At 64.0% G+C, this 22,953-nt stretch carries 19 protein-coding genes; 14 read left to right on the top strand and 5 right to left on the bottom strand.

Translation table 11 applies throughout. From position 1 onward, the window contains the following. Positions 1 to 53: 53 nt before the first annotated feature. The 5 genes from fabB to ACMGF5_RS00340 form a co-directional block, all read right to left on the bottom strand. Positions 54 to 1,274: a beta-ketoacyl-ACP synthase I gene (gene fabB, locus ACMGF5_RS00360; protein ID WP_012315335.1), complete on the bottom strand. Its 1,221-nt coding sequence runs from the start codon at positions 1,272 to 1,274 to the stop codon at positions 54 to 56. Between the two features lie 11 nt (positions 1,275 to 1,285). Beyond that, complete coding sequence (gene fabA / locus ACMGF5_RS00355; RefSeq protein ID WP_012315334.1) at positions 1,286 to 1,801, bottom strand: 3-hydroxyacyl-[acyl-carrier-protein] dehydratase FabA; 516 nt, start codon at positions 1,799 to 1,801, stop codon at positions 1,286 to 1,288. Between the two features lie 201 nt (positions 1,802 to 2,002). Further along, the gene (locus ACMGF5_RS00350; RefSeq protein ID WP_414157490.1) at positions 2,003 to 3,934 is read right to left on the bottom strand and encodes an ATP-binding protein; all 1,932 of its coding nucleotides are present in this window, start codon (positions 3,932 to 3,934) and stop codon (positions 2,003 to 2,005) included. Further along, a complete protein-coding gene (locus ACMGF5_RS00345; protein ID WP_414157489.1) occupies positions 3,931 to 4,821 on the bottom strand; it encodes an ABC transporter substrate-binding protein in 891 nt (296 codons plus the stop codon). Before ACMGF5_RS00345 ends, ACMGF5_RS00350 begins: the two co-directional genes overlap by 4 nt. Next, positions 4,821 to 6,968, bottom strand: a complete 2,148-nt coding sequence (locus tag ACMGF5_RS00340) for a TonB-dependent receptor plug domain-containing protein (protein WP_174142478.1) — start codon at positions 6,966 to 6,968, stop codon at positions 4,821 to 4,823. The genes ACMGF5_RS00345 and ACMGF5_RS00340 overlap by 1 nt, the downstream gene beginning before the upstream one ends. Before the next feature lie 160 nt (positions 6,969 to 7,128). On the opposite strand from ACMGF5_RS00340, the gene ACMGF5_RS00335 reads away from it, so the two are divergent. From ACMGF5_RS00335 to ACMGF5_RS00270, 14 genes are all read left to right on the top strand, one after another. Then, the gene (locus ACMGF5_RS00335; protein ID WP_115274288.1) at positions 7,129 to 8,154 is read left to right on the top strand and encodes an NAD(P)H-dependent glycerol-3-phosphate dehydrogenase; all 1,026 of its coding nucleotides are present in this window, start codon (positions 7,129 to 7,131) and stop codon (positions 8,152 to 8,154) included. Between the two features lie 36 nt (positions 8,155 to 8,190). Next, on the top strand, positions 8,191 to 8,538 hold the full coding sequence (locus ACMGF5_RS00330; RefSeq protein WP_046785237.1) for a DUF4389 domain-containing protein: 348 nt from the start codon (positions 8,191 to 8,193) through the stop codon (positions 8,536 to 8,538). After that, positions 8,535 to 8,993: a phosphohistidine phosphatase SixA gene (sixA, locus tag ACMGF5_RS00325; RefSeq protein ID WP_046785236.1), complete on the top strand. Its 459-nt coding sequence runs from the start codon at positions 8,535 to 8,537 to the stop codon at positions 8,991 to 8,993. Before ACMGF5_RS00330 ends, sixA begins: the two co-directional genes overlap by 4 nt. A 172-nt stretch (positions 8,994 to 9,165) precedes the next feature. Beyond that, positions 9,166 to 9,954: an alpha/beta fold hydrolase gene (locus tag ACMGF5_RS00320; RefSeq protein ID WP_115274289.1), complete on the top strand. Its 789-nt coding sequence runs from the start codon at positions 9,166 to 9,168 to the stop codon at positions 9,952 to 9,954. Beyond that, positions 9,951 to 10,805, top strand: coding sequence for an alpha/beta hydrolase (locus tag ACMGF5_RS00315; RefSeq protein WP_115274290.1), 855 nt, complete (start codon positions 9,951 to 9,953; stop codon positions 10,803 to 10,805). The genes ACMGF5_RS00320 and ACMGF5_RS00315 overlap by 4 nt, the downstream gene beginning before the upstream one ends. A gap of 109 nt (positions 10,806 to 10,914) precedes the next feature. Next, entirely contained in the window at positions 10,915 to 11,706 is a 792-nt protein-coding gene (locus ACMGF5_RS00310) for a DUF4892 domain-containing protein (RefSeq protein WP_119687479.1), read from the top strand. A 12-nt stretch (positions 11,707 to 11,718) separates the two neighbouring features. Beyond that, on the top strand, positions 11,719 to 12,771 hold the full coding sequence (locus ACMGF5_RS00305; protein WP_042112064.1) for an AI-2E family transporter: 1,053 nt from the start codon (positions 11,719 to 11,721) through the stop codon (positions 12,769 to 12,771). Between the two features lie 176 nt (positions 12,772 to 12,947). Next, the gene (gene kdpF, locus ACMGF5_RS00300; RefSeq protein WP_039602773.1) at positions 12,948 to 13,037 is read left to right on the top strand and encodes a K(+)-transporting ATPase subunit F; all 90 of its coding nucleotides are present in this window, start codon (positions 12,948 to 12,950) and stop codon (positions 13,035 to 13,037) included. 9 nt (positions 13,038 to 13,046) lie between these two features. Further along, positions 13,047 to 14,741 (top strand): potassium-transporting ATPase subunit KdpA, encoded by a 1,695-nt coding sequence (gene kdpA / locus ACMGF5_RS00295; RefSeq protein ID WP_125924919.1) that lies wholly within the window; start codon positions 13,047 to 13,049, stop codon positions 14,739 to 14,741. Between the two features lie 10 nt (positions 14,742 to 14,751). Then, positions 14,752 to 16,806, top strand: a complete 2,055-nt coding sequence (kdpB, locus tag ACMGF5_RS00290; protein ID WP_119687477.1) for a potassium-transporting ATPase subunit KdpB — start codon at positions 14,752 to 14,754, stop codon at positions 16,804 to 16,806. Positions 16,807 to 16,816: 10 nt separating this feature from the next. Then, the gene (kdpC, locus tag ACMGF5_RS00285; RefSeq protein ID WP_046785230.1) at positions 16,817 to 17,368 is read left to right on the top strand and encodes a potassium-transporting ATPase subunit KdpC; all 552 of its coding nucleotides are present in this window, start codon (positions 16,817 to 16,819) and stop codon (positions 17,366 to 17,368) included. 46 nt (positions 17,369 to 17,414) lie between these two features. Beyond that, positions 17,415 to 20,069, top strand: a complete 2,655-nt coding sequence (locus ACMGF5_RS00280; RefSeq protein WP_414157488.1) for a DUF4118 domain-containing protein — start codon at positions 17,415 to 17,417, stop codon at positions 20,067 to 20,069. Next, complete coding sequence (locus ACMGF5_RS00275) at positions 20,066 to 20,761, top strand: response regulator (RefSeq protein WP_115274294.1); 696 nt, start codon at positions 20,066 to 20,068, stop codon at positions 20,759 to 20,761. Before ACMGF5_RS00280 ends, ACMGF5_RS00275 begins: the two co-directional genes overlap by 4 nt. Positions 20,762 to 21,169: 408 nt before the next feature. Further along, positions 21,170 to 22,942: a GGDEF and EAL domain-containing protein gene (locus ACMGF5_RS00270; protein WP_237860533.1), complete on the top strand. Its 1,773-nt coding sequence runs from the start codon at positions 21,170 to 21,172 to the stop codon at positions 22,940 to 22,942. The last annotated feature ends 11 nt before the right edge of the window (positions 22,943 to 22,953 follow it).

The following is a 22,953-nucleotide window of genomic DNA, read 5'->3' as shown; positions in this document are numbered from 1 at the left end:
AAAAGAAAACGCCCCGAACCAGTCGGGGCGTTTTCATTTACCGCATCAAGGCATTACTTGCCAGTCCAGCGCTTGAGCACCAGGGTGGCGTTGGTGCCGCCAAAGCCGAAGCTGTTGCTCATGACCGTATCGATCTTGGCGTTTTCTTCGGTTTTGCGCAGGATCGGCAGGTCAGCGACTTCCGGGTCCAGCTCGTCGATGTTGGCGGAGCCGGCGATGAAGTTGTTCTCCATCATCAGCAGGCAGTAGATCGCCTCGTGGACGCCGGCAGCACCCAGCGAGTGGCCCGACAGGCTCTTGGTCGAGCTGATCTTCGGTGCCTTGTCGCCGAACACGGCGCGAACACCTTTGATTTCGGCAACGTCGCCGACCGGAGTCGAGGTGCCGTGGGTGTTCAGGTAGTCGATCGGGGTGTCGACAGTGGCCAGTGCCTGCTGCATGCAGCGAATGGCACCTTCGCCGCTTGGGGCAACCATGTCGTAGCCGTCGGACGTCGCGCCGTAGCCGACGATTTCGGCGTAGATCTTGGCGCCACGGGCGAGGGCGTGTTCCAGTTCCTCGACCACGACCATGCCGCCACCGCCAGCGATGACGAAGCCATCACGGTCGGCGTCGTAAGCGCGCGAAGCCAGTTCCGGAGTATCGTTGCGCTTGGTCGACAAGGCGCCCATGGCATCGAACAGGAACGACTGGCTCCAGTGCTCTTCTTCACCGCCACCGGCGAAGACGATGTCCTGCTTGCCCCACTGGATCTGCTCCAGGGCGGTGCCGATGCAGTGTGCCGAGGTGGCACAGGCCGACGAGATCGAGTAGTTCAGGCCCTTGATCTTGAACGGGGTGGCCAGGCACGCCGAAACGGTGCTGCCCATGGTGCGGGTGACGCGGTAGGGGCCGACACGCTTGACGCCTTTCTCGCGCAGGGTGTCCAGCGCTTCCATCTGGTTCAGGGTCGAGGCGCCGCCGGAGCCAGCCACCAGGCCGGTACGCGGGTTGGAAACCTGCTCTTCGGTCAGGCCGGCGTCCTTGATCGCGTCCTGCATCGCCAGGTAGGCATACGCCGCAGCGTGGCCGACGAAGCGGTAGACCTTGCGGTCGATCAGTTCTTCGAGGTTGAGGTCGATGGAGCCGGAAACCTGGCTACGCAGCCCCTGTTCCTTGTATTCCGGGTTATAACGGATACCCGGACGGCTGTTGCGCAGGTTTTCGGTGACGGTAGCTTTGTCATTGCCCAGGCACGATACGATGCCCAGACCAGTGATAACGACGCGGCGCATGCGAATAACCCTTAGAAATTGTCAGTGGAGGTGAACACGCCGACCCGCAGGGCTTCGGCAGTGTAGATCTCGCGGCCGTCAACGCTGACCGAGCCATCGGCGATGGCCATGTTCAGCTTGCCCTTCAGGACGCGCTTGATGTGAATGTTGTAGGTGACTTTCTTGGCGGTAGGCAATACCTGGCCAAAGAATTTCACTTCACCCGAGCCCAGGGCGCGGCCACGGCCAGGCAGGCCCTGCCAGCCCAGGAAGAAGCCAACCAGCTGCCACATGGCGTCAAGGCCCAGGCAGCCCGGCATTACCGGGTCGCCTTCGAAGTGGCAGGCGAAGAACCACAGGTCCGGGGTGATATCCAGCTCGGCGACCAATTCACCTTTGCCGTACTTGCCGCCTTCTTCGCTGATATGGGTGATGCGATCGACCATCAGCATGTTCGGCGCGGGCAGTTGCGCATTACCTGGGCCGAACAGCTCACCGCGACTGCAGCGCAGCAGGTCTTCCCGAGTAAAGGCGTGTTGTTTGGTCATGCGAGCTCCTCAATAACCCCCTGTGGCAGGGGATGAATCTTCCCGGCCAACCCGGCATCAGTCCGGGCGGCAGCCTACAGGTAGACTATTGCGTTGTGGTGAAAGTCACAGCGCACCTGGCGAAAGAAGTACAGGTGTGCACTGAAACGTCTATTTTCAGGGCCGATGAAGGTCCTGTCCAGTCCTTAAGACTGCCGCACTTTAGCATTTATCGCCAGTCGCGGCTGTCCGGCCGGGTAACCAGCGTTGCAACACCTGCTGCAGGTCAGTGCGGCGCAACGGTTTGCTCAGGTAATCGTCCATGCCGGCGGCCATGCAACGTTCCCGGTCACCCTGCAGGGCGTTGGCGGTCAAGGCGATGATCGGCAACTGGCCGCCGTTGGGCAGCAGGCGTATGCGTCGGGTGGCTTCATAACCATCGACCTGCGGCAGGCGGCAGTCCATCAGGATCGCAGCAAAGTGCTGCTGGCTGACCTTTTCCACGGCCTGGATGCCGTCATGGGCGACGCTGACTTCCAGCCCCAGGCTGCGCAACATGGCTTCGATGACGCTCTGATTGACCGGGTTGTCCTCCACCAGCAGGATCCGTTCGCCTTTGGCGAGCGGTGTGTGAGCCGCCAGCGCGCCGGGCAATGTCGCAGGCGCAGGGCTCGCCAGGGCTAGCGGCATTTCCAGGGTGAAGGTCGAACCCAGCCCTTCGTGGCTTTCGCCACGCAGCTTGCCGCCCATGCGTTCAGCAAGGGTGCGAGCGATGGCCAGCCCCAGGCCAGTACCGCCATAGCGCCGGGAAATCGAGCTGTCGGCCTGCTGGAAGGCGACGAACATCATTTCCAGGCGTTCGCTGTCGATGCCGATGCCTGTGTCGCGCACGCTGCACGTGAACCACAGCGTCTGACGATCGAGCGTCTGCCAACGCGCTTCGACCTGCACCTGGCCGCGTTCAGTGAACTTCAGGGCATTGCCGACCAGGTTGAGGAGGATCTGGCGGATGCGCGTCGGGTCGCCCACCACCTGCAGCCGCTCGCTCTGGGCCGGTAATTGCAGTTGCAGATCCAGGCCCCGTTGCTGTGCGCTGTGCTGGAAGGACTGCACGCTGCTGGCGATCAGCTCGCCGAGATTGAAGTCGATATGCTCCAGTTGCAGCGTGGTGCGTTCGATCCGTGAGAAATCGAGAATGTCGTTGATCACCTTGAGCAAGTGCCCGGTGGATTCGCTGGCCACAGCCGTGTACTCGGCCTGCTCGCTGGTCAACTGGGTGGTTTCGAGCAGCTGCAGCATGCCCAGCACGCCATTCATGGGGGTGCGCAGCTCGTGGCTCATCATCGCGAGGAATTCCGACTTGGCGCCGTTGGCCTGCTCGGCCTCCTCGCGGGCCTGGATCAACTGGGCAATGGCCTGTTTCTGTTCGGCGCTGGCCTGTTCCAGTGCGCTGGCCAGGTTGTTGATGTGGCGTGCCAGGTGGCCCAGCTCGCTGTCGTCGACCACCGGCAGCGGGGTGTTGTAGTCACCTTGCTGGATGGCCTTGACCGCATGGCCCATGTCGCTGATCGGCTTTGCGAGGCTCATGGCCAGGCGCCGTGCGAGCAGGAAGGTGAACAACAGGGCGAACAGCGCCAGGATGCCAGCCTTGATAACGATCTCCTGTTGGCGCTGGCTGAAGGCGTCGTCCGACATGCCGACGATCACCCGCCCCAGATAATCGTCCCCGATCGCCGGCGACGGCGCTTTGCCCTGCTGCAGGAAGTCGTTGTCCAGGCGTATTTGCTGAAGCCGGATCGGCGCCTGGAACACCTCCACGCGTTGTGCCCGGTTAGCGCTCTCGTCTGACTGCTCGACGTACACCAGGATGTGGTTGCGGCTGTCCTGCACTTCCAGAAAGCGCACGTGGGGGATGCTCAGGGTGGCGCGCATCAGGCCTTCGAGCACTTCGTTGTTACCCGAGATCACACCGTACTCGGACGCTGGAGCCAACTGATTGGCGATCAGCTGACCGGTATGGTTGAGCTCCTGGCGCAAGTCCTGGATGCGCACGAAGGTGAAGAAGCTGATCAGCAGCAATGTCAGCAGCAGCGCAGGGCCCAGGCTTATGATCTGCGTACGGGTGTGGATATCCCAGCTCAGGCGTCTAGTCATGGGGTGGGTTCTCCTTCAGCCAAAACCTTGGCAGTGGCGTTCGGATCGATCGGTTCAAGGCCCAGGGCGCGAGCCACCTGCTGGTTGCCGCTGACCCCGAAATGTGCGGGGTAGAGGCTGCGCGGCCATTGCGCTGGCGGGCGGTCGAGCAGTTGGTCGAGCACCGCCAGCCAGTCCTCCTGGTCGCTGTAGGTACTGGCCAGGGCACCGGCGCGGACGAAACCGGCGTTCGGGCCGATCAGCGCCATCTGCCGGCCGTAGGTGCTGAGCAGCAGGTTCTTGGCGGTCTTGGAGTTGTAAAGGTCGGGGTCTTCCAGGCCCAGTAGCACGTCGCTATTGCCCAACAGATCCAGCAGCGGCCGGCTGTCGCGCGGGTCCGGCCATTGCTGGGCGACGATTTCCAGCCCCAGTGGCCGGGCTGCCTGGCGTAGTTCATCAAGCAGAAAATGGCTGTGTTCTGCGTACAGCACGCCGATGCGTTGGGCCTGCGGCAACAGGTAGCGGGCCAGGCGCAACTGGCGGGCCAGGGGCGGGTCACTCCACAGCAGCGTCAGGTACGCCGGTCGCGACTTTCCCAGGCGCTGCTCGGCCTGCACGCGGCTGATGCGCATGGCCAGGGCCGCCGGCCCTTTGCTTTCGGCCAGGCGCCACTCCAGTGCGGCGCTGTCAAGCAGCACCAGGCGCAGGTCGGCCTTGAGCTTGCCTGGGCGCGGCAGTTCGGCGACGGTCTGAAACCGTACCTGATCTTGGTTGCGGCGGCTTTCGAGGGCCGCGACAAAGCTACGGATGCCGGGCTGTTCCTCGCCACCGACCAACAGGATTTCGCTGGCGGACAGCGAACCCAATGGCCAAAGGCAGAACACCAGCAGGCGCAGCAGGCGGGCCATCAGAACTCCAGCTCCGCGCTGACGCTCAGGCGGTGACGGCTGTCATAGCGGTTCTGGAGGGTGGTGGTCGGCTCGTCGTCCAGGCGCTGCTGCCACAACGCAGCCAGCTCAAGGGTGCTGCCCTCGATCCGAAAGCGTTTGGCCAGACGCAGGTCGAGGCGCTCGTAGCGATACTGGTTAAGGGCATCGTCGCCGTAGTAGAACAGCGCACTGGACCAGCCATCACCCCATTCGCGCATCCAGCCCGCCGAGCCGCTGTTGCGGGCGGTGTTGGCGCTGTCGGCGGGGTTGCTGGCCCAGGCATCGACATAGGCATATGTGAAACGCAGGCGGTCGCGCCGGGTAGGGCGCCAGTCCAGCTGTGCCTCGCTGCCGCTGAATCGGGCCTTGTTGGCGTTACTGGCGATGTACTGGTTGTTCCTCAGGGGCTCGCTGATCATTCCGGTGATCTCGTCGTAGAACAGTTTCACATCCATGTTCAGGTCGATAGCAGTGAACTGGCCGTTGTAGCCCAGCTCGCGTGAACGCATGCGTTCCTGGTCGAGGTCGCCCGGGCCGCGGGTCTTGACGAAATACTCGCCGTTCTGCTGGCCGAACGCAGTAGGGGTCAGGTTCTTGACCGTGTAGCTCCAGTTGACGTTGTTTTCGAACATGTCCGGCGAGCGCACTGCCTCGGAGTACACCGCACGCAAGCCGTGGCGCGGGGTGATCAGGTAGTTGACTGCCATGCGCGGGGACAGCGAGCTGCCGGACAGTTGCGAGTCTTCGAACATCGCGCCGCCCTGCAGGATCCAATGATCGTCCGCGCGCCACTCCAACTGGCCGAAGAGGCGCCAGGTCTGATCGTCCAGGCCGCCGTCGAAATACGTCTGTGAGTCGGCGCGGTCATAACGGTAGTTCATGCCGCTGAGCAGGCGCAGGTTGTCGGTCAGGCTCAGGGTATCCTGGATTTCCAGGTCGTAGCGGGTTTCACGGGTGCTCTGGTCGACATCGCCGCACACCACGTTGCTGCCGCCCTGGTTGTTCCACTGGTCCTTGATGGCATCGACCAGCGCCTGCTCTTCGGGGTTGCTGCTGTTGGGCGGGTTGTTGGCGCCGCGGGCGACCTGCTCGGCAAAATTTGGGTTGAGCTGCCACAGCCGGGTCAGTTCCGGGCTGAACGACAGCGCTGCGTCGCAGGCGCGCCAGACCTGCTGGCGGTCGAAGTGCTGGGCCGAGCCCTGCACGTACAGGCTGTGGTCAGGGTTGAAGTCGATGTTCCAGCGCACGGAGCCTGCGTAGTCCTTGGCGTTGACGTCGGCGTTGTTGCCGCTTTCGGTGACGAAGGGGAATACGGGCTGGTAGGTATAGGGCCGCTGGTTGCTGCCCTCTTTGGCTGCCAGTTGCCATTCCAGGGTCTGATTTGTCGCGAGGCTATGGCTGACGCTGAGGTTGAAGCGGTTCAGGCGGCGGCTGTCGCGGTAATCCTGGCCAAACTGGTTTTCATCGAAGCCGTCATCTTTCTGGCCCGACACCGACAGGCGCAGATCACCGCCGTCCCAGCCGAAGCCGTGGCTGAGGTAGTAGTCATCGATGCCATCCTGGCCGCGGGTCAGCTTCATGCGCGTGCCATGGCTGTCCGCCGGATTGCGGGTGAGAATGTTGACCACCGCCATCAGTGCATTGGCGCCGTAGCTGACGGTGTTGGGGCCGCGGAATACCTCGATGCGTTCGATGTCCTCCAGCGCCACCGGGATGTCGCTCCAGTCCACCGTGGCCAGGCCCGCACGGTACACCGAGCGGCCGTCGATCAGCACCTGCATGCGCCGGGCTTCGTTGACGTTGGTGCCGTGGTAATTGACGGTTGGCTGGTTGCCGGCGCCGTAGCCGATCATCATCCCCGGCACCAGGCGCAGCAGTTCGGGGATGTCGCGGGCGCCGCTGGCACGGATCAGTTCGCTGTCGAGCACGGTCATGCTGCCCGGCACGGCGGCCGGGGATTGTTTCAGCCGCGTGGCGGTCAGAACCTGTGGCAGGTCGGCGTTGTCGATGAACAGGTCGTCGGCCACGGCCGGGCTGCCGAGCAAGGCAGTCAGCAGCAACAGGCGAGGGTAGGGAGGCGTGCCATGGAACACGATACGGCCTTGTATCAGAGTTGAAACAGGCATGTTAACTGACCATGGGGGTTTTGCCAGCCACAGGCAGCAAGCTGCAAGCTACAAGAAAACCTTGTGGCCAATGAGGGCGCTGTGTCTTGCAGCTTGCAGCTTGCAGCTTGCCGTATAATGGCCCGGTCGCCACTTAACTTATGGCTTTAACGGATTGAATATGACTGAACAGCAACCTGTTGCAGTTCTGGGAGGCGGCAGCTTCGGCACCGCCGTGGCGAACCTGCTGGCGCAGAACGGCGTGCCGGTACGCCAATGGATGCGTGACCCTGAGCAGGCCGAGGCCATGCGCGTCAATCGCGAAAACCCGCGCTACCTCAAAGGCATCCGTCTGCATGACGGCGTCGAGCCGGTCAACGACCTGCTGGCCACGTTGCACTACAGCGACCTGATCTTCGTCGCGCTGCCCTCCAGCGCCTTGCGCAGCGTTTTGGCCCCGCATGCCGGGTTGCTGCGCGGCAAATGCCTGGTCAGCCTGACCAAAGGCATCGAAGCGCAGAGCTTCAAGCTGATGAGCCAGATCCTCGAAGAGATCGCGCCCGATGCGCGAATCGGTGTGTTGTCCGGGCCAAACCTGGCCCGCGAGATCGCTGAGCATGCGCTCACCGCTACCGTGGTCGCCAGTGAAGATGAAGACCTCTGCCAGCGCGTGCAGGCGGTATTGCACGGGAGTACCTTCCGGGTCTACGCCAGCAGCGACCGCTTCGGTGTCGAGCTGGGTGGGGCTCTGAAGAACGTCTATGCGATCATTGCTGGCATGGCCGTGGCGTTGGGCATGGGCGAAAACACCAAGAGCATGCTGATTACCCGTGCGCTGGCCGAAATGACCCGTTTCGCCGTGAGCCAGGGTGCCAACCCCATGACCTTCCTCGGTCTTGCCGGGGTCGGCGACCTGATCGTCACCTGTTCTTCGCCCAAGAGCCGCAACTACCAGGTCGGTCACGCCCTGGGCCAGGGCCTGACGCTGGAGCAGGCGGTCAGTCGCCTGGGCGAGGTGGCCGAAGGGGTCAATACCCTCAAGGTGCTCAAGGCCAAGGCTGAAGAGGTCCAGGTCTACATGCCGCTGGTAGCAGGGCTGCATGCCATCCTCTTCGAAGGCCGCACGCTGAACCAGGTGATCGAGCGCCTGATGCGCGCCGAGCCCAAGACCGACGTCGACTTCATTTCCATCAGCGGTTTCAACTGAGCCTTTAGCGGCTTTGAACAGAACAAGGAGCGACACATGAACGATACCCCTGAGCGCGCCCAGCGCGAGTCGATCATCCTGCGCGTGCTGTGGATGCTGGTGTTTCTGGTGGTGTGGCAACTGGCCGAGCTGCTGCTCGGCGGCCTGGTGCTGGTGCAGCTCATCTACCGTCTGATCTACGGCGCACCGAGCGCCAGCCTGATGAACTTCGGCGACAGCCTGAGCCAGTACCTGGCGCAGATCGGTCGCTTTGGCACCTTCCATACCGACAGCAAGCCGTGGCCTTTCGCAGACTGGCCCACACCGCGTGCGCCGGAAGGCGAAGCGCCGCATGCCGTTGCCCCTGCACCCCACCCGGTGCGCGATGAGGAGCCCAAACTGTGAAGCTGTGGGTATTGCGCCACGGTGAGGCAGAGCCCAGGGCCAACACCGACGCCGAGCGGCGCCTGACTGCCCACGGCCGCGAGCAGGTGCTGCACAGTGCTGCGCATCTGCTCGGCCAGCCGTTGCAGGCCATCATTGCCAGCCCCTACGTGCGTGCTCAACAAACGGCCGCCCTGGTGCATGACACCCTCGGTTTCGCCGAGCCGGTGCGCACCGTGCCCTGGCTGACGCCCGACAGCAACGTGCAGGAGGTGATCGCTGAACTCGAACGCCTGGGGCTTGAGCACGTATTGCTGGTCAGCCACCAGCCGTTGGTGGGTGCGCTGGTCGGCATGCTGGAGCATGGCCACGCGCAACAGCCTGCGCCTTTGAGCACCGCCAGCCTGGCGCAGCTTGAAGGCGACTGGCCGCTGGCGGGGCTGATGACCCTGCAGGCCCTGCAGCACGCCCCTTGATTGATCGGCAACGGGCGTTTGCGCCTGTTGCCGTGCCCCAGCCGATTACTCGCAGCCCGGCTTCGTCAGCGCCTGGTGACCTGATCGCCCTCGCCGATGACCTTTACGGACGTTGCCGGGCGCCCGCGGGATGCCGACAATGGGCCATCATCCTCGTACCGGACCAGGTGCCATGTCGCAGCAGATCTTCTTCGCCCATGCCAACGGCTTTCCGTCGGCCACCTACGGCAAGCTGTTCGCGGCCCTGGCGCCGGATTACCAGGTGCAGCATCTGCCCCAGCATGCCCATGACCCCCGCTTTCCGGTGAACGAGAACTGGCAGAGCCTGGTGGATGAGCTTTTACACCACCTGGCCAGGCAGGATCAGCCGGTGTGGGGTGTCGGCCACTCGCTGGGTGGCGTGCTGCACCTGCATGCAGCCCTGCGGTGCCCTGCTTACTATCGCGGTGTGGTCATGCTTGACTCACCGGTGCTGACCCGCGCCGATCAGTGGTTGCTGCGCACCGCCAAGCGCTTTGGCTTCATTGACCGCATCACCCCTGCAGGCCGCACGCTGGGCCGGCGCGAGGCGTTCAGCGACCGCGCCAGCGCACGGGACTATTTCGCCAGCAAAAAGCTGTTCCGGCATTTCGACCCCGACTGCCTGGAAGCCTACCTCGAGCATGGCCTGCAAGACATGGAGCAGGGGGTACGCCTGCGCTTCGATCCGGCTACCGAAATCAGCATCTACCGCAGCATCCCTCACGCAAGCCCGGCCCCTGCGCGGCAGCTTCAGGTGCCACTGGCGATGGTGCGGGGTGAGCGCAGCAACGTGATTCGTCGCCACCACACGCTGGCTGTGCGCGGCATGCCCAAGGGCGAGTACCACAGCGTACCCGGTGGGCACATGTTCCCCCTGGAGCGGCCGACGGACACTGCCAGCCTGATCAAAGGCCTGTTCGACCGCTGGGGCCAGGCATGAGTGCCCACGTGGAGGAAGTCCGCCTCAGCCTGGGTCATATCGAGCTGGCTGCTCACCTGTTCGGCCCCGAAGACGGCCTGCCGGTGATCGCCCTGCATGGCTGGCTGGACAATGCCAACAGTTTTGCCCGCCTCGCACCGCAATTGAAAGGCCTGCGCATCCTCGCCCTGGACCTTGCCGGGCATGGTTACTCGCAACACCGCCCGCCAGGCGCCGGCTATGCGCTGGCCGACTACGCCCATGATGTACTGCGGGTTGCCGAACAACTGGGCTGGCAACGGTTTGCCCTGTTGGGGCATTCGCTGGGGGCGATCATTTCTGTGCAGCTGGCCGCCGCCCTGCCAGAGCGGGTCAGCCATCTGGCGCTGATCGACGGCGTCATCCCGCCGACCGGCGCCGAAGCGGATGCCGGCGAGCGCCTGGGGTTGGCGCTGCAAGCCCAGTTGCGCCTGGATGGCAAACGCAAGTCGGTCTACAAGACCCTGGAGGAGGGCGTGCAGGCGCGCATGAAGGGCATGGTCGCGGTCAGCCGGGACGCTGCCGAGTTGCTCGCCCAGCGCGGCCTGATGCCGGTGCCTGGCGGTTACAGTTGGCGCAGTGACAGCCGCCTGACGTTGCCATCGCCGGTGCGCTTGAGCCATGCCCAGGCCATGGCCTACGTGCGCCGGGTGAACTGCCCGGCGTGCCTGGTGGTGGCGGCCGACGGCATGCTGGCGCGCCACGCTGAGCTGCTGCAACAGCTACCCTTTGAACAGAAGGTGCTGCCCGGTGGCCATCATCTGCACCTGAACGATGAACACGGCGCGGCCCTTGTCGCAGACTGTATCAATCGCTTCTTTGGCTTTGCTTGACTTGAGCCGGACAAGTGTCGAGGCTTGGCGGGTTGAACAGGGAGACAACCATGCAACTGCCAGACATCCTGGAGCTTCATTACGGCGCTCGCCGCCGCGCGGGTCGCCGATGAGCGTGCCCGTCATGATTCGTACTGCCGGCGCCTGCCTGGCGCTCGTAAGCCCGCTGCTGTGGGCCGGCGCCCTGCCCGTGCCCGTGGATGCCAAAGTGGTCGAACAACGCCCGGCAGTCGAGCAGGAGCGGGTCTACCCAATGGGCCCGCTACGCAAGATCAGCGGCCGTCTGCGCGTGGATGACAAGGTCGAGAGCCGAGGGCAGGTAAGTTCCATCACTTACGAACTGCCGGCCGAGCGTACGGCTCGTGAAGCCTTCACCAGTGCCCGCGAAGCGTTGCAGCGCGATGGCGGTTACCCATTGTTCTGGTGTCAGGGCCGCGATTGTGGCGAAGCCAGCCTGTGGGGCAATGAGGTATTCGGCAGCGCGCGGCTCAATGGCGGTGACGAGCAGCAGGCGTTCATCCTCCTGCGCCGCTCCGCCAAAGAGGCAGACACCCTGGTAGCGCTTTACAGCGTTACCCGCGGCAACCGCCGCGCCTACCTGCACGTGGAAGAGTTCGTCGCCAGCAGCCCGCTGGGTGAACTGATGCCTACGCCGGCTACGGTGCTGCGCGAAATGCGCGACACGGGCAAGCTCGACTACCCCGACCTGGCTGTGCCGCAACCTTCCTGGGTGACCTTGTTGGGTCGCAGCCTGAACCTGGACAGCACGTTGCGTGCAAGCCTCAGCGGTCCCCAGGCTGAGGTCTGGCGCGAGCAGCTGGTCAGGGCCGGTGTACGCAGCAACCGGCTCGAAGTCGGCAATGCCCCCACCGATGGCCTGCACCTGGAACTGATCCGTTGAATGAGCGCCACCATGGCCAACAATGATCGCCTGCTGATCCAGATTATCCTGCTGACCTTGCTCGGCGCTGCGTTGTGGGTGATGGCACCTTTCATTTCCGCGTTGTTGTGGGGGGCTATCCTGGCGTTTGCCAGCTGGCCGCTGATGCGCCTGCTGACACGCGCACTGGGTGGGCGTGAAACACTGGCGGCAGGCCTGCTGACCTCGGCCTGGATACTCATCGTGGCCTTGCCGTTGGTGTGGTTGGGCTTCAACCTCGCCGACCATGTTCGGGACGCCACCGCCTTCGTGCGCGACGTGCAGGTCGATGGCTTGCCTGATGCCCCCGCGTGGCTGGGCGGCATTCCCCTGGTCGGTGAACGCCTGGTCAGCGGCTGGCAGTCTCTCGACCAGCAGGGCGCCGCGCTGATCGCGTCGGTCAAGCCTCACCTGGGCCAGGTCGGCAACTGGTTGCTGGCACGCAGTGCGCAGATCGGCAGTGGTGTGCTGGAGCTGACGCTGAGCCTGGTCTTCGTGTTCTTCTTCTATCGTGACGGCCCGCGCCTGGCGGCGTTCGTCCTGCGTTTGCTGAACCGCCTTGTAGGTGAGCGCGCCGAGTATTACCTGGAGCTGGTGGCGGGCACCGTGCAACGGGTGGTCAACGGGGTGATCGGTACTGCGGCGGCACAGGCACTGCTGGCCTTGATCGGCTTCCTGATCGCCGGTGTGCCGGGGGCCATCGTGCTGGGCCTGGTCACCTTCATGCTCAGCCTGATCCCCATGGGGCCGCCACTGGCGTGGATACCCGCAACTGCCTGGCTGGTATGGCAGGGTGAGTACGGCATGGCGGTGTTCCTGGGTATCTGGGGCACCTTCGTCATCAGTGGCGTGGACAACGTGCTCAAGCCTTACCTGATCAGCAGGGGCGGCAACCTGCCGCTGGTGATCGTGCTGCTCGGGGTGTTTGGCGGTTTGATTGCCTTTGGCTTCATTGGCCTGTTCATCGGGCCAACCCTGCTGGCGGTAGGGTATAGCCTGCTGCTGGACTGGAGCCGCAACGCCGGGCAGCCAACGCCACAACGTTAACCTTGCGTCGGCCCGGGCGGGCTTGCCCTGCGCATGGGCCGGTGCAGGTAACACGACAAATCTGATCTTTACGCATTCTTTATTTCCAGCCCCACCCCTCGATCTCGCCCCTTTACGCCCCTCCCTTGGACAATTCCCCCAAAGCGGCCCAAGCCGTAACCAGGGGAGATCCACACATGAACATGCTCGACGGGCTGTCACTGCTACTGGCAGTGGCGTTGGCGGTTTACCTGCTGATGGCGCTGCTGCGCGCCGATCGCAGCTAGGGAGCGGCCATGCACAGTTATGACTTCGCGTTGCTGCTGGCGTTTTTCGCCATCGTGCTGCTGCCGGCACCCTGGCTCGGGCGCTTCTACTTCAACGTCATGGAGGGCCAGCGGACTTGGCTGACGCCGCTACTTGGGCCGGTGGAGCGGGGCTGCTATCGGCTGGCCGGCGTGCGCGCCGATCAGGAACAGAACTGGAAGCAGTACGCCCTGGCGCTGCTGGCGTTCAACCTGGCCGGTTTCGTGCTGCTCTTCAGCGTACTTTTACTGCAAGGTTACCTGCCGCTCAACCCGCAACACCTGCCCGGCCAGGAATGGTCGCTGGCTTTCAACACTGCGGTGAGCTTTGTCACCAACACCAACTGGCAGGCTTACAGCGGTGAAGCCTCGGTCAGTTACCTGAGCCAGATGCTCGGCCTGACCGTGCAGAACTTCGTAAGCGCCGCTACCGGGCTGGCCGTGCTGGTCGCCTTGTGCCGCGGCATCTCCCGGCGCTCGACCAGCAGTATTGGCAACTTCTGGGTCGACATGACCCGTGCCACCCTTTACGGCCTGCTGCCGTTGTGCCTGGTGCTCGCGCTGCTGCTGGTCTGGCAGGGTGTGCCGCAGACCTTCGCCGACTACGCCCACGCGGTGACCCTGCAAGGTGCTGACCAGACGATTCCGCTCGGCCCTGCCGCCAGCCAGATCGCCATCAAGCAATTGGGGACCAACGGTGGCGGCTTCTTCGGCGTCAACTCGTCACACCCGTTCGAGAACCCAACGGCCTGGAGCAACCTGTTCGAGGTGGCTTCGATCATCCTGATCCCGGCCGCCCTGGTCTTCACCTTCGGCCATTACGTCAAGGACCTGCGCCAAAGCCGCGCGATTCTGGCCTGCATGCTGGGCCTGTTCCTGATTGGCGGCGCGACCGCGCTGTGGTCGGAGCACCAGCCCAACCCGGCGCTGGACAGCGCGCAGGTTCAGCAGAGCGCACCCCTGGAGGGCAAGGAAAGCCGCTTCGGCACGACCGGCTCGGTGTTGTGGACGGTAACCACCACCGCAGCGTCCAACGGGTCGGTCAACGCCATGCACGACAGCCTCAACCCGCTTACCGGCATGGTCGCCATGGTCAACATGATGGTCGGCGAGGTGATTTTCGGCGGCGTTGGCGCGGGGCTCTACGGCATGTTGCTGTTCGTGCTGATCGCGGTGTTCCTGGCAGGTTTGATGATCGGCCGCACCCCGGAATACCTCGGCAAGAAACTGCAGGCCCGGGAAGTGCAACTGTTGGTGGCAACCTTGCTGGTGATGCCGGTTGGCGTGCTGGTGCTTGGTGCCATTGCCGCCAGCCTGCCGGGCCCTGCCGGCGCGGTCAGCAATCCGGGTGCACATGGTTTCAGCCAGTTGCTGTACGCCTACACCTCGGGCGCCGCGAACAACGGCTCGGCGTTCGCCGGGTTCGGCGCCAACACCGTGTTCCACAACGTGATGATCGGCCTGGCCATGCTCATCGGCCGCTTTGGCTACATCCTGCCGATCCTGGCCTTGGCTGGCAGCCTGGCCGCGAAGAAAAGCGCGCCGCAAGGGCTGAACAGCTTCCCTACCCACGGCCCGCTGTTCACCGGCCTGCTGCTGGTGACCATCCTGCTGGTGGGCGGCCTGACCTTCCTGCCGGCCCTGGCCCTTGGGCCAATCGCTGAACACCTGAGCCTGGGTTTCTGAGGAACCGACCATGAACATGCCCATTCCTGAAGTGAACGCCCGGCACAGCGCCAAGGACCAGACCCGCTTCACTGCGCTGTGGCGCCCGGCGCTGGTGCAAGCATTCGTCAAGCTTGACCCGCGTCAGCTCAAGCGCTCGCCGGTCATGCTGGTGGTCGCGCTGACCGCCGTCCTGACCACCGTGCTGTGCTTTGCCCCCGGCAGTGACGTGAGCACCGGCGTTGCCGTGCAGATCGCGGTGTGGCTGTGGTTCACCGTGCTGTTCGCCAACTTTGCCGAAGCCCTGGCAGAAGGCCGCGGCAAGGCCCGCGCCGACAGCCTCAAGGCCGGCAGCCAAGGGCTGACCGCAGAGCGACGCATGCGCGACGGCACATTCGAGACCGTTGCCGCTGCGCAGTTGCGCAAGGACGACGTAGTCCGTGTCGTGGCCGGTGAGATGATCCCGGGTGACGGCGAGGTGCTCGAGGGCATCGCTGCGGTCAACGAAGCGGCCATCACCGGTGAGTCTGCGCCGGTGATTCGCGAATCCGGCGGTGACCGCTCGGCCGTCACTGGCAATACCCGGTTGGTTTCCGACTGGCTGCTCATTCGCATCACCAGCAACCCTGGCGAGTCGACCCTGGACCGCATGATCGCCCTGGTCGAAGGCGCCAAGCGACAGAAGACACCCAACGAAATCGCGCTGGACATTCTGCTGATCGGCCTGACGTTGATCTTCCTGATCGTAGTGGTCACGCTGCAGCCATTCGCCCACTTCGCCGGCGGCAGTCTGCCACTGATTTTCCTGGCTGCACTGCTGGTGACGCTGATCCCGACCACCATTGGTGGCCTGCTCTCGGCCATCGGCATCGCTGGCATGGATCGCCTGGTGCGCCTTAACGTGATCGCCCGCTCGGGCCGTGCCGTGGAGGCGGCCGGTGACGTGCACACGCTGATGCTCGACAAGACCGGCACCATCACCTTTGGCAACCGCCGTTGCAGCGCCCTGCATGCAGCCACCGGGGTGACCGCCAAGGAGCTGGGCGAGGGCGCCTTGCTCGCGTCGCTGGCCGATGACACGGCCGAAGGCAAGTCGATCGTCGAGTACCTGCGCCAGCTGCATGACTTCGTCGAACCGGGCGTGGGGCAGTTCGACGCCATTGCCTTCAGTGCCGAGACACGCCTGTCGGGCATCGATTTCCAGCAGCATCGCTACCGCAAGGGCGCCGTTGATGCAGTCCTCGCCTTCGTCGGCATGCAGCGCCTGGAAATGCCCCTGGCGCTGGCCCGCGAAGTTGAACGCATCGCCCAGAGTGGTGGTACGCCGCTGCTGGTGTGCGTGGACAAGCGCCTGCTCGGTGTGATCCACCTCAAGGATGTCGTCAAGCCTGGCATCCGCGAACGCTTCGCCGAGCTGCGCAAGCTGGGTATCCGCACGGTGATGGTGACCGGCGACAACCCGCTGACGGCCGCGGCCATCGCCGCCGAGGCCGGTGTTGATGACGTGCTGGCCGAAGCTACGCCGGAGAAGAAGCTGGCGCGCATCCGCCAGGAGCAGAACGACGGCCGCCTGGTGGCCATGTGCGGCGACGGTGCCAACGATGCCCCGGCCCTGGCCCAGGCTGACGTGGGCATGGCCATGAACGACGGCACCCAGGCCGCGCGCGAAGCCGCCAACATGGTCGATCTGGACAGCGACCCGACCAAGCTGCTGGACGTGGTCCAGGTCGGTAAAGAGCTGCTGGTGACCCGTGGCGCGCTGACCACGTTTTCCATCGCCAATGACGTGGCCAAGTACTTTGCCATCCTGCCGGCGTTGTTCGCCGCCATTTATCCGCAACTGGGCGTGCTCAACCTGATGCAGCTGGCCAGCCCGCAGAGTGCGATCCTCTCGGCCATCGTGTTCAACGCGCTGATCATCATCGTACTGATCCCCCTGGCGCTGCGTGGCGTGCGCGTGCAGGCGGCCAGTGCTGCCCATCTGCTGCGGCGCAACCTGCTGATCTACGGCCTGGGCGGCATCATCGTGCCATTTGCCGGGATCAAGCTGATCGACCTGTTGCTCAACGCTTTGCACCTGGTCTGAGGAGGCCACCATGAACACATATGTACGCCCGGCGTTGAGCCTGATCCTGTTGTTGGCGGTGGTCACCGGCGCGCTGTATCCGCTGGCGGTGACCGGTGTTGCCCAAGTGGTTTTTCCGGAACAGGCCAATGGCAGCCTGGTCCGCGATGAGCAGGGCCAGGTGCGCGGCTCGGCACTGATCGCCCAGGATTTTCAGGGGGATGGTTGGTTTCATTCGCGGCCTTCGGCGGGGGCTTATGCCACCGTGGCCAGCAGTGCCAGCAACCTGTCGCCAAGCAACCCGGCGCTGGCTGAACGGGTAGCGGGCGATGCCGCGAAGCTGTATCAGGCAGGGCAGGGGCCGGTGCCCCAAGCCTTGCTGACCACCTCGGGCAGTGGCCTGGACCCGCATTTGCCACCGCAGGCCGTGGCCTACCAGATTCCGCGGGTGGCGGCGGCGCGCCAGATACCGGTAGAGCGCTTGCAAGCCCTGCTGGAAGAGGCCACCCTCCACCCATTGATCGGGCCGCCTGTGGTCAACGTTCTGGCACTTAACCAGGCCTTGAGCAAATTGGCGCGATGAAGCAGGCCCGGACAATGCCGATCGTGGCACCACTGAAGGATGAAGCATGAGTGACGCAGCCCGCGCAGACGCGCTGTTGGCCAACCTGCCGCGCGAAGGCCGTGGCAGGCTCAAGGTATTTCTCGGTGCAGCCCCTGGCGTAGGCAAGACCTACGCCATGCTCCAGGCCGCCCACGCCCAACAGCGCCAGGGCGTGCAGGTACTGGCAGGCGTAGTCGAAACCCACGGTCGTGCCGAAACCGAATCACTCCTCTCAGGCCTCCCCCAGTATCCTCTGCTACGCAGCGAATACCGGGGTGTCACCCTGGAGGAAATGGACCTTGACGGCCTGCTGAAGGCCGCCCCCGGCCTGGCCTTGGTCGATGAGCTGGCCCACAGCAACGCCCCGGGCAGCCGCCACGCCAAACGCTGGCAAGACGTTCAGGAACTGCTGGCCGCCGGGATCGATGTGTACACCACGGTCAACGTCCAGCACCTGGAAAGCCTCAACGACAAGGTGCGCGACATCACTGGCGTGCACGTGCGTGAAACGCTGCCGGACTGGGTGCTGCAGGAGTCTTTCGAGCTGGTGCTGATCGACCTGCCGCCACGCGAGCTGCTCGAACGTCTGCGTGAGGGCAAAGTCTATGTGCCCGAGCAGGCTCGGGCTGCGATCGATGCCTATTTTTCCCAGACCAACCTCACCGCGTTGCGTGAGCTGGCCATGCAGGCCGCCGCCGCGCAGGTCGATGCCGACCTGGCCCACGGCTACCGTCAGCGTGGGCAAGAGGCGCCGGCCCTGCGCGGGCGTCTGCTGGTGGGTGTCGATGGTGACGATCAGGCCGAACGCCTGGTGCGCCATGCCAGCCGGGTTGCGCAGCGTCGGCATTTGCCCTGGAGCCTGGTGCATGTGGACAACGGGCGGCTGCGCGACGAAACCGCACGGCAGCGTTTGCAGGCGGCTCAACAACTGGCTGAGCGCCTGGGCGGGGAAGTGGTGCTGCTGCGCGCAGGCGAGGTGGCACGCACGCTGATCCAGCATGCCGGCGAGCGCCGAGCCAGCCTGGTGCTGGTAGGTCAGTCGCGGGACCGCCTGCGTCGTCGACTGTTCGGCGCAGGCGTGGCTGCGCGGTTGCTGCGCGAAAGCCACGGGCTTGAGATCAACGTGCTTGACCGCGATGCCCAGCCGGCACCGACAAGTTCGGCCGCGCGGCGGGTGTGGGTATGGCGCCACTATCTGTTGGCACTGGCCGCGACCGTGCTGGCGACGGGGTTGTCCTGGGTGGTGTCGAGCGTGTTGGCGCTGCCCAATATTTCGCTGGTGTTCCTTGCCGCCGTACTTCTGGTTGCGGTGCGCAGCAGCCTGGGCCCGGCCTTGGCCTGTGCTGCCTTGTCATTCCTGACCTACGACTTCCTGTTCATCCCGCCGAATTTTTCCTTCAGCATCCAGCGCGAAGAAGACGTGCTGACGCTGGTGTTCTTCCTGTTCATGGCTGCGCTTACCGGCAACCTCGCTGCGCGTCAGCGCCGGCAGTTGCAGGCCCTTCGCGAAACCCAGGCGCAGACCAACCAGCTGCTTGACCTGTCGCGACGGCTTACGGTCGCCACCGACCGGCAAGCCGTATTCAACGCCGCCGGCCAGCACCTCAATGGCTGGCAGGACGTGCACGTGTGCCTGCTCGAACGCAATCCCGAAGGGCAGTTGCACGTGGCCAGCGGCCAGGCCCAGGCCCTGAGCGACAACGAACGCGCCGCCGCCGAATGGGCCTGGCAACATGGGCAGGCCGCCGGCCATGGCAGCGACACCCTGCCTGATGGCCGATGGTGGTGGTGGCCGTTGACCGTCGACGATCATCCCTTGGCCATGCTCGGTGTCCGCCCCCAGTCCGGCGAACCTCTCAGTGCCCAGCGGCGCCGGCTGCTCATGGCGCTTGGTCAACCGCTGGCCCAGGCCCTCGCCCGGGCTCGCCTGGCCGAACAACTGGAAGCCGCCCGTCTGCACGGCGAGACCGAGCAGTTGCGCAGCGCGTTGCTGGCCTCTGTCTCCCACGACTTGCGTACTCCGCTGACCGCCATGCGTGGCAGTATCGACAGCCTGCTGGCGCTGGGCAAAGCCATCCCCACCGAAGACCGCCGCGAACTGTTGGAGGGTACCCGCAACGAAGCCGAACGCCTTGACCGCTATATCCAGAACCTGCTCGACATGACCCGTCTGGGCCACGGCGGCCTCAAGCTGGCCCGCGACTGGGTCGCTCCGGCCGATATCGTCGGCAGTGCCCTGAACCGCCTACGCGTGGTGCTCGCGCCCCTGCGGGTGCACACCGAGGTGCCCGCCGAGTTGCCGTTGCTGTTCGTGCACGCCGCGCTGATCGAGCAGGCGCTGATCAACGTGCTGGAAAACGCAGCGCGCTTTTCGCCCGCCCAGGGCCGCCTCGAACTGCAGGTGTCGGTGCACGACGAGCAATTGCGGTTCGCGGTCAGCGACCAAGGGCCTGGCATCCCCGTGCCTGAACGCGAGAAAATCTTCGACATGTTCTACACCGCGGCCCGCGGCGACCGAGGCGGGCAGGGCACCGGCCTGGGCCTGGCGATCTGCCAGGGCATGATCGGCGCCCATGGTGGGCAGATCCTGGTCAGCGAAGGCATCGATGGCCATGGCACCTGCATCACTTTATGCTTGCCGCTGCCCCCACAACCCGAAGCCGAAAGCGAAACCCCATGAGCCAGTCCGCCACCCTCCTGGTCATCGACGATGAACCGCAGATCCGCAAGTTCCTGCGCATCAGCTTGGCCTCTCAGGGCTACAAGGTGATCGAGGCGGCCACCGGTAGCGAAGGGCTGGCTCAGGCTGCCTTGGCCAAGCCTGACCTGGTGGTGCTTGACCTCGGCTTGCCTGACATGGACGGGCAGCAGGTGCTGCGCGAGTTACGCGAGTGGAGTGCAGTGCCGGTAATGGTGCTGTCGGTGCGCGCCAGTGAAGTGCAGAAGGTCGATGCGCTGGATAGCGGGGCCAATGACTATGTGACCAAGCCGTTCGGCATCCAGGAGTTTCTGGCCAGGGTGCGCGCGCTGTTGCGCCAGGTACCGCAAGCGGGTGGGAGCGAGGTGACGGCGAGTTTCGGGCCTTTGACCGTGGACTTCGCGTTTCGCAAGGTGACGCTTGAGGGCGCTGAGGTGGCGCTGACCCGCAAGGAATATGCGTTGCTGGCGCAACTTGCCGGGCACCCGGGGCGGGTGATTACCCAGCAGCAGTTGCTCAAGGATATCTGGGGCCCGACGCACGTGGAGAACACCCATTATCTGCGGATTGTAGTGGGGCACTTGCGGCAGAAGCTGGGGGATGATCCAACCGCACCGCGGTTCATCATTACCGAGGCCGGGGTGGGGTACAGGCTGGTTGCGCCTTCCTGCTAGGGCCATTGCCGGTCAAGCTGCACCTTCGTTGTTGCGCACCATGAGACGCCCTCCCTTGCGCCCTCTCCTCTGAATGGTCGCAGCCATCAGCCAACTGAGCGTTTTCACTCAGCAACATCGCCCCCATTTACGCTTCCGTGTCAGGCGTTGCCTTAGGGCAACGCCGGTCTTTTCTTTGTACGCCAATTTTATTTTGTACAGGTATACAGCCGGGAATTTGCCGTATTCACGGCGAATAAGTCTTTGCTAAGAATAAAAAATTGTACAACGCTCTGGATTTGTACAGGTTTTGTCGGTACTGTTGATTTCCTCGCAGGAGCGCGGAACGTTCAAAGGAGTGATGAAGTCTCAGTAATGGCCCATAGCCATAACCTTGTTGCCATTCCGATAGGGGCAGGTGAAATGAACATGAATGTCGCCCCTATGCCGTCCAATGAAGAGCAGCGCTTGGCTGCGGTCGCTGAGTGGTGTGTTGCGCATCAGGACTGCAGCACCGAGCTGCGCACACTGGTCGAATGGGCCGGCCGCTACTTCAATGCGCCGATGTGCCTGATCTCGATCGTCAGCGAGTGCCAGCAGTGGTTCATGGCCAAGACCGCATTGGAGGCCGACAGCACGCCGCGGGATGTGGCGTTCTGTGCCCATACCATTCTTCAGGCGCAGCCGCTGGAAGTACTGGATGCGACGCTGGACCCGCGCTTTGCCGAAAACCCGCTGGTCACCGGTGCACCCGGCATTCGCTACTATTGCGGCGCTCCGCTGCTGGTGGACAAACAGGTCGCGATTGGCAGTTTCTGCATTATCGATACGGCCCCGCGTGAGGCCATGGATGATGCTCAGCGCGGGATGTTGCAGGCGTTCGCAGACATGGCAGTGCAGATCATTGCCGGTATACGCCGGCGAAATTTCTACGACCAGCCGACCGGGCTGTTCAATCGGGTAAAACTTGAATGCGACGTGCAGACGCGCCTTGAACGCCATGATGCCCTGACCGTGGTGGTGTTCGACATCATGCCGGCGCAGGTGCTTACGCACATGATCAAGGTGTTGGGCTACAACTTCGCCCACGACCTGACCCTTCAGGTGAAAGACCTGATCGTCAGCCAGCTTGACCCGGACCTTGCGTTGTACAAGATCAGCCCCACCCGGTTTGCCGTTATCGTGCATCAGCACCCTCTGGCAATGTGCGCGCGGGTAATCGGTGTGCTGAGCGACCCTGTGCAGTGTCATCAGATTCCCGTGCTCCTGGACGCCGCGGTCGGTATTTCGCCGGTCACCCGCTGCGACGACGATGGCAGCCTTGACTGGTTGCGCCGTGCGGTCGGCGCCGCTGACGCAGCCCGTGGCAACCCTAGCCGCTGCGCGCACTATCAGCCGGAGGTGGACGCCGCGCAGCGCAGGGCATTCTCCCTGTTGACCTCACTGGGGGCGGCGCTGCAGAGCGATGACGAGCTCAGCCTGCACCTGCAGCCGCGAGTCGAACTGCAAGGCCATACCTGCAACAGCGCTGAAGCGCTGTTGCGCTGGCGTCATCCGCAATTGGGGGATATTTCCCCTGCCGAGTTCATCGCCCTGGCCGAGAAAACCGCGCTGATAGCGTCGATCAGTCTGTGGGTGATGCGCGCGGTGTTGAACATCCTGCAACACGCTCAGGCGCCAGACTTGCGCATCAGCATGAATGTCACCGCGCGCGACCTGGAGAGCGCGGCATTCATGGACACCTTGCTTGCCGAGCTCCAGCACAGGGCCATCGCGCCGTGGCGCCTGCAACTGGAGTTCACCGAAAGCGTGCTTATCGAGCATCCCGAAGAAGTACGGCGGCAATTGCTGCGTGCACGTCAGGCCGGGATCGACATCGCCATCGATGACTTTGGTACCGGTTATAGCAACTGGGCTTACCTCAGCCGCATTCCTGCCACCCTAGTGAAACTGGACCGCTCGTTGATCCAGAAAGCCACGCACAGTGCCAAGGACCTCCTATTGGTGCAGTCGCTGGTGGGGTTGGCTAACCAGCTCGGTTACCAGGTTGTGGCCGAAGGCATCGAAACCGCTGAACAGCTCACCTGTGCCAAGGCCTGGGGTTGTACCCAGGCGCAGGGCTATTACCTGGCAAGGCCCATGCCGCTGGCCGCCTTCCAGACGTGGTACTGCAACAACCGGCTCCGCTGGTCGCAGATTTGACTTATTCGTCG

Source organism: Pseudomonas sp. BNK-15 (assembly GCF_047456105.1).
Classification (GTDB): domain Bacteria; phylum Pseudomonadota; class Gammaproteobacteria; order Pseudomonadales; family Pseudomonadaceae; genus Aquipseudomonas; species Aquipseudomonas putida_E.
The sequence above is the reverse complement of the archived record's forward strand: the minus strand, read 5'-3'. Positions and strand labels throughout refer to the sequence as shown.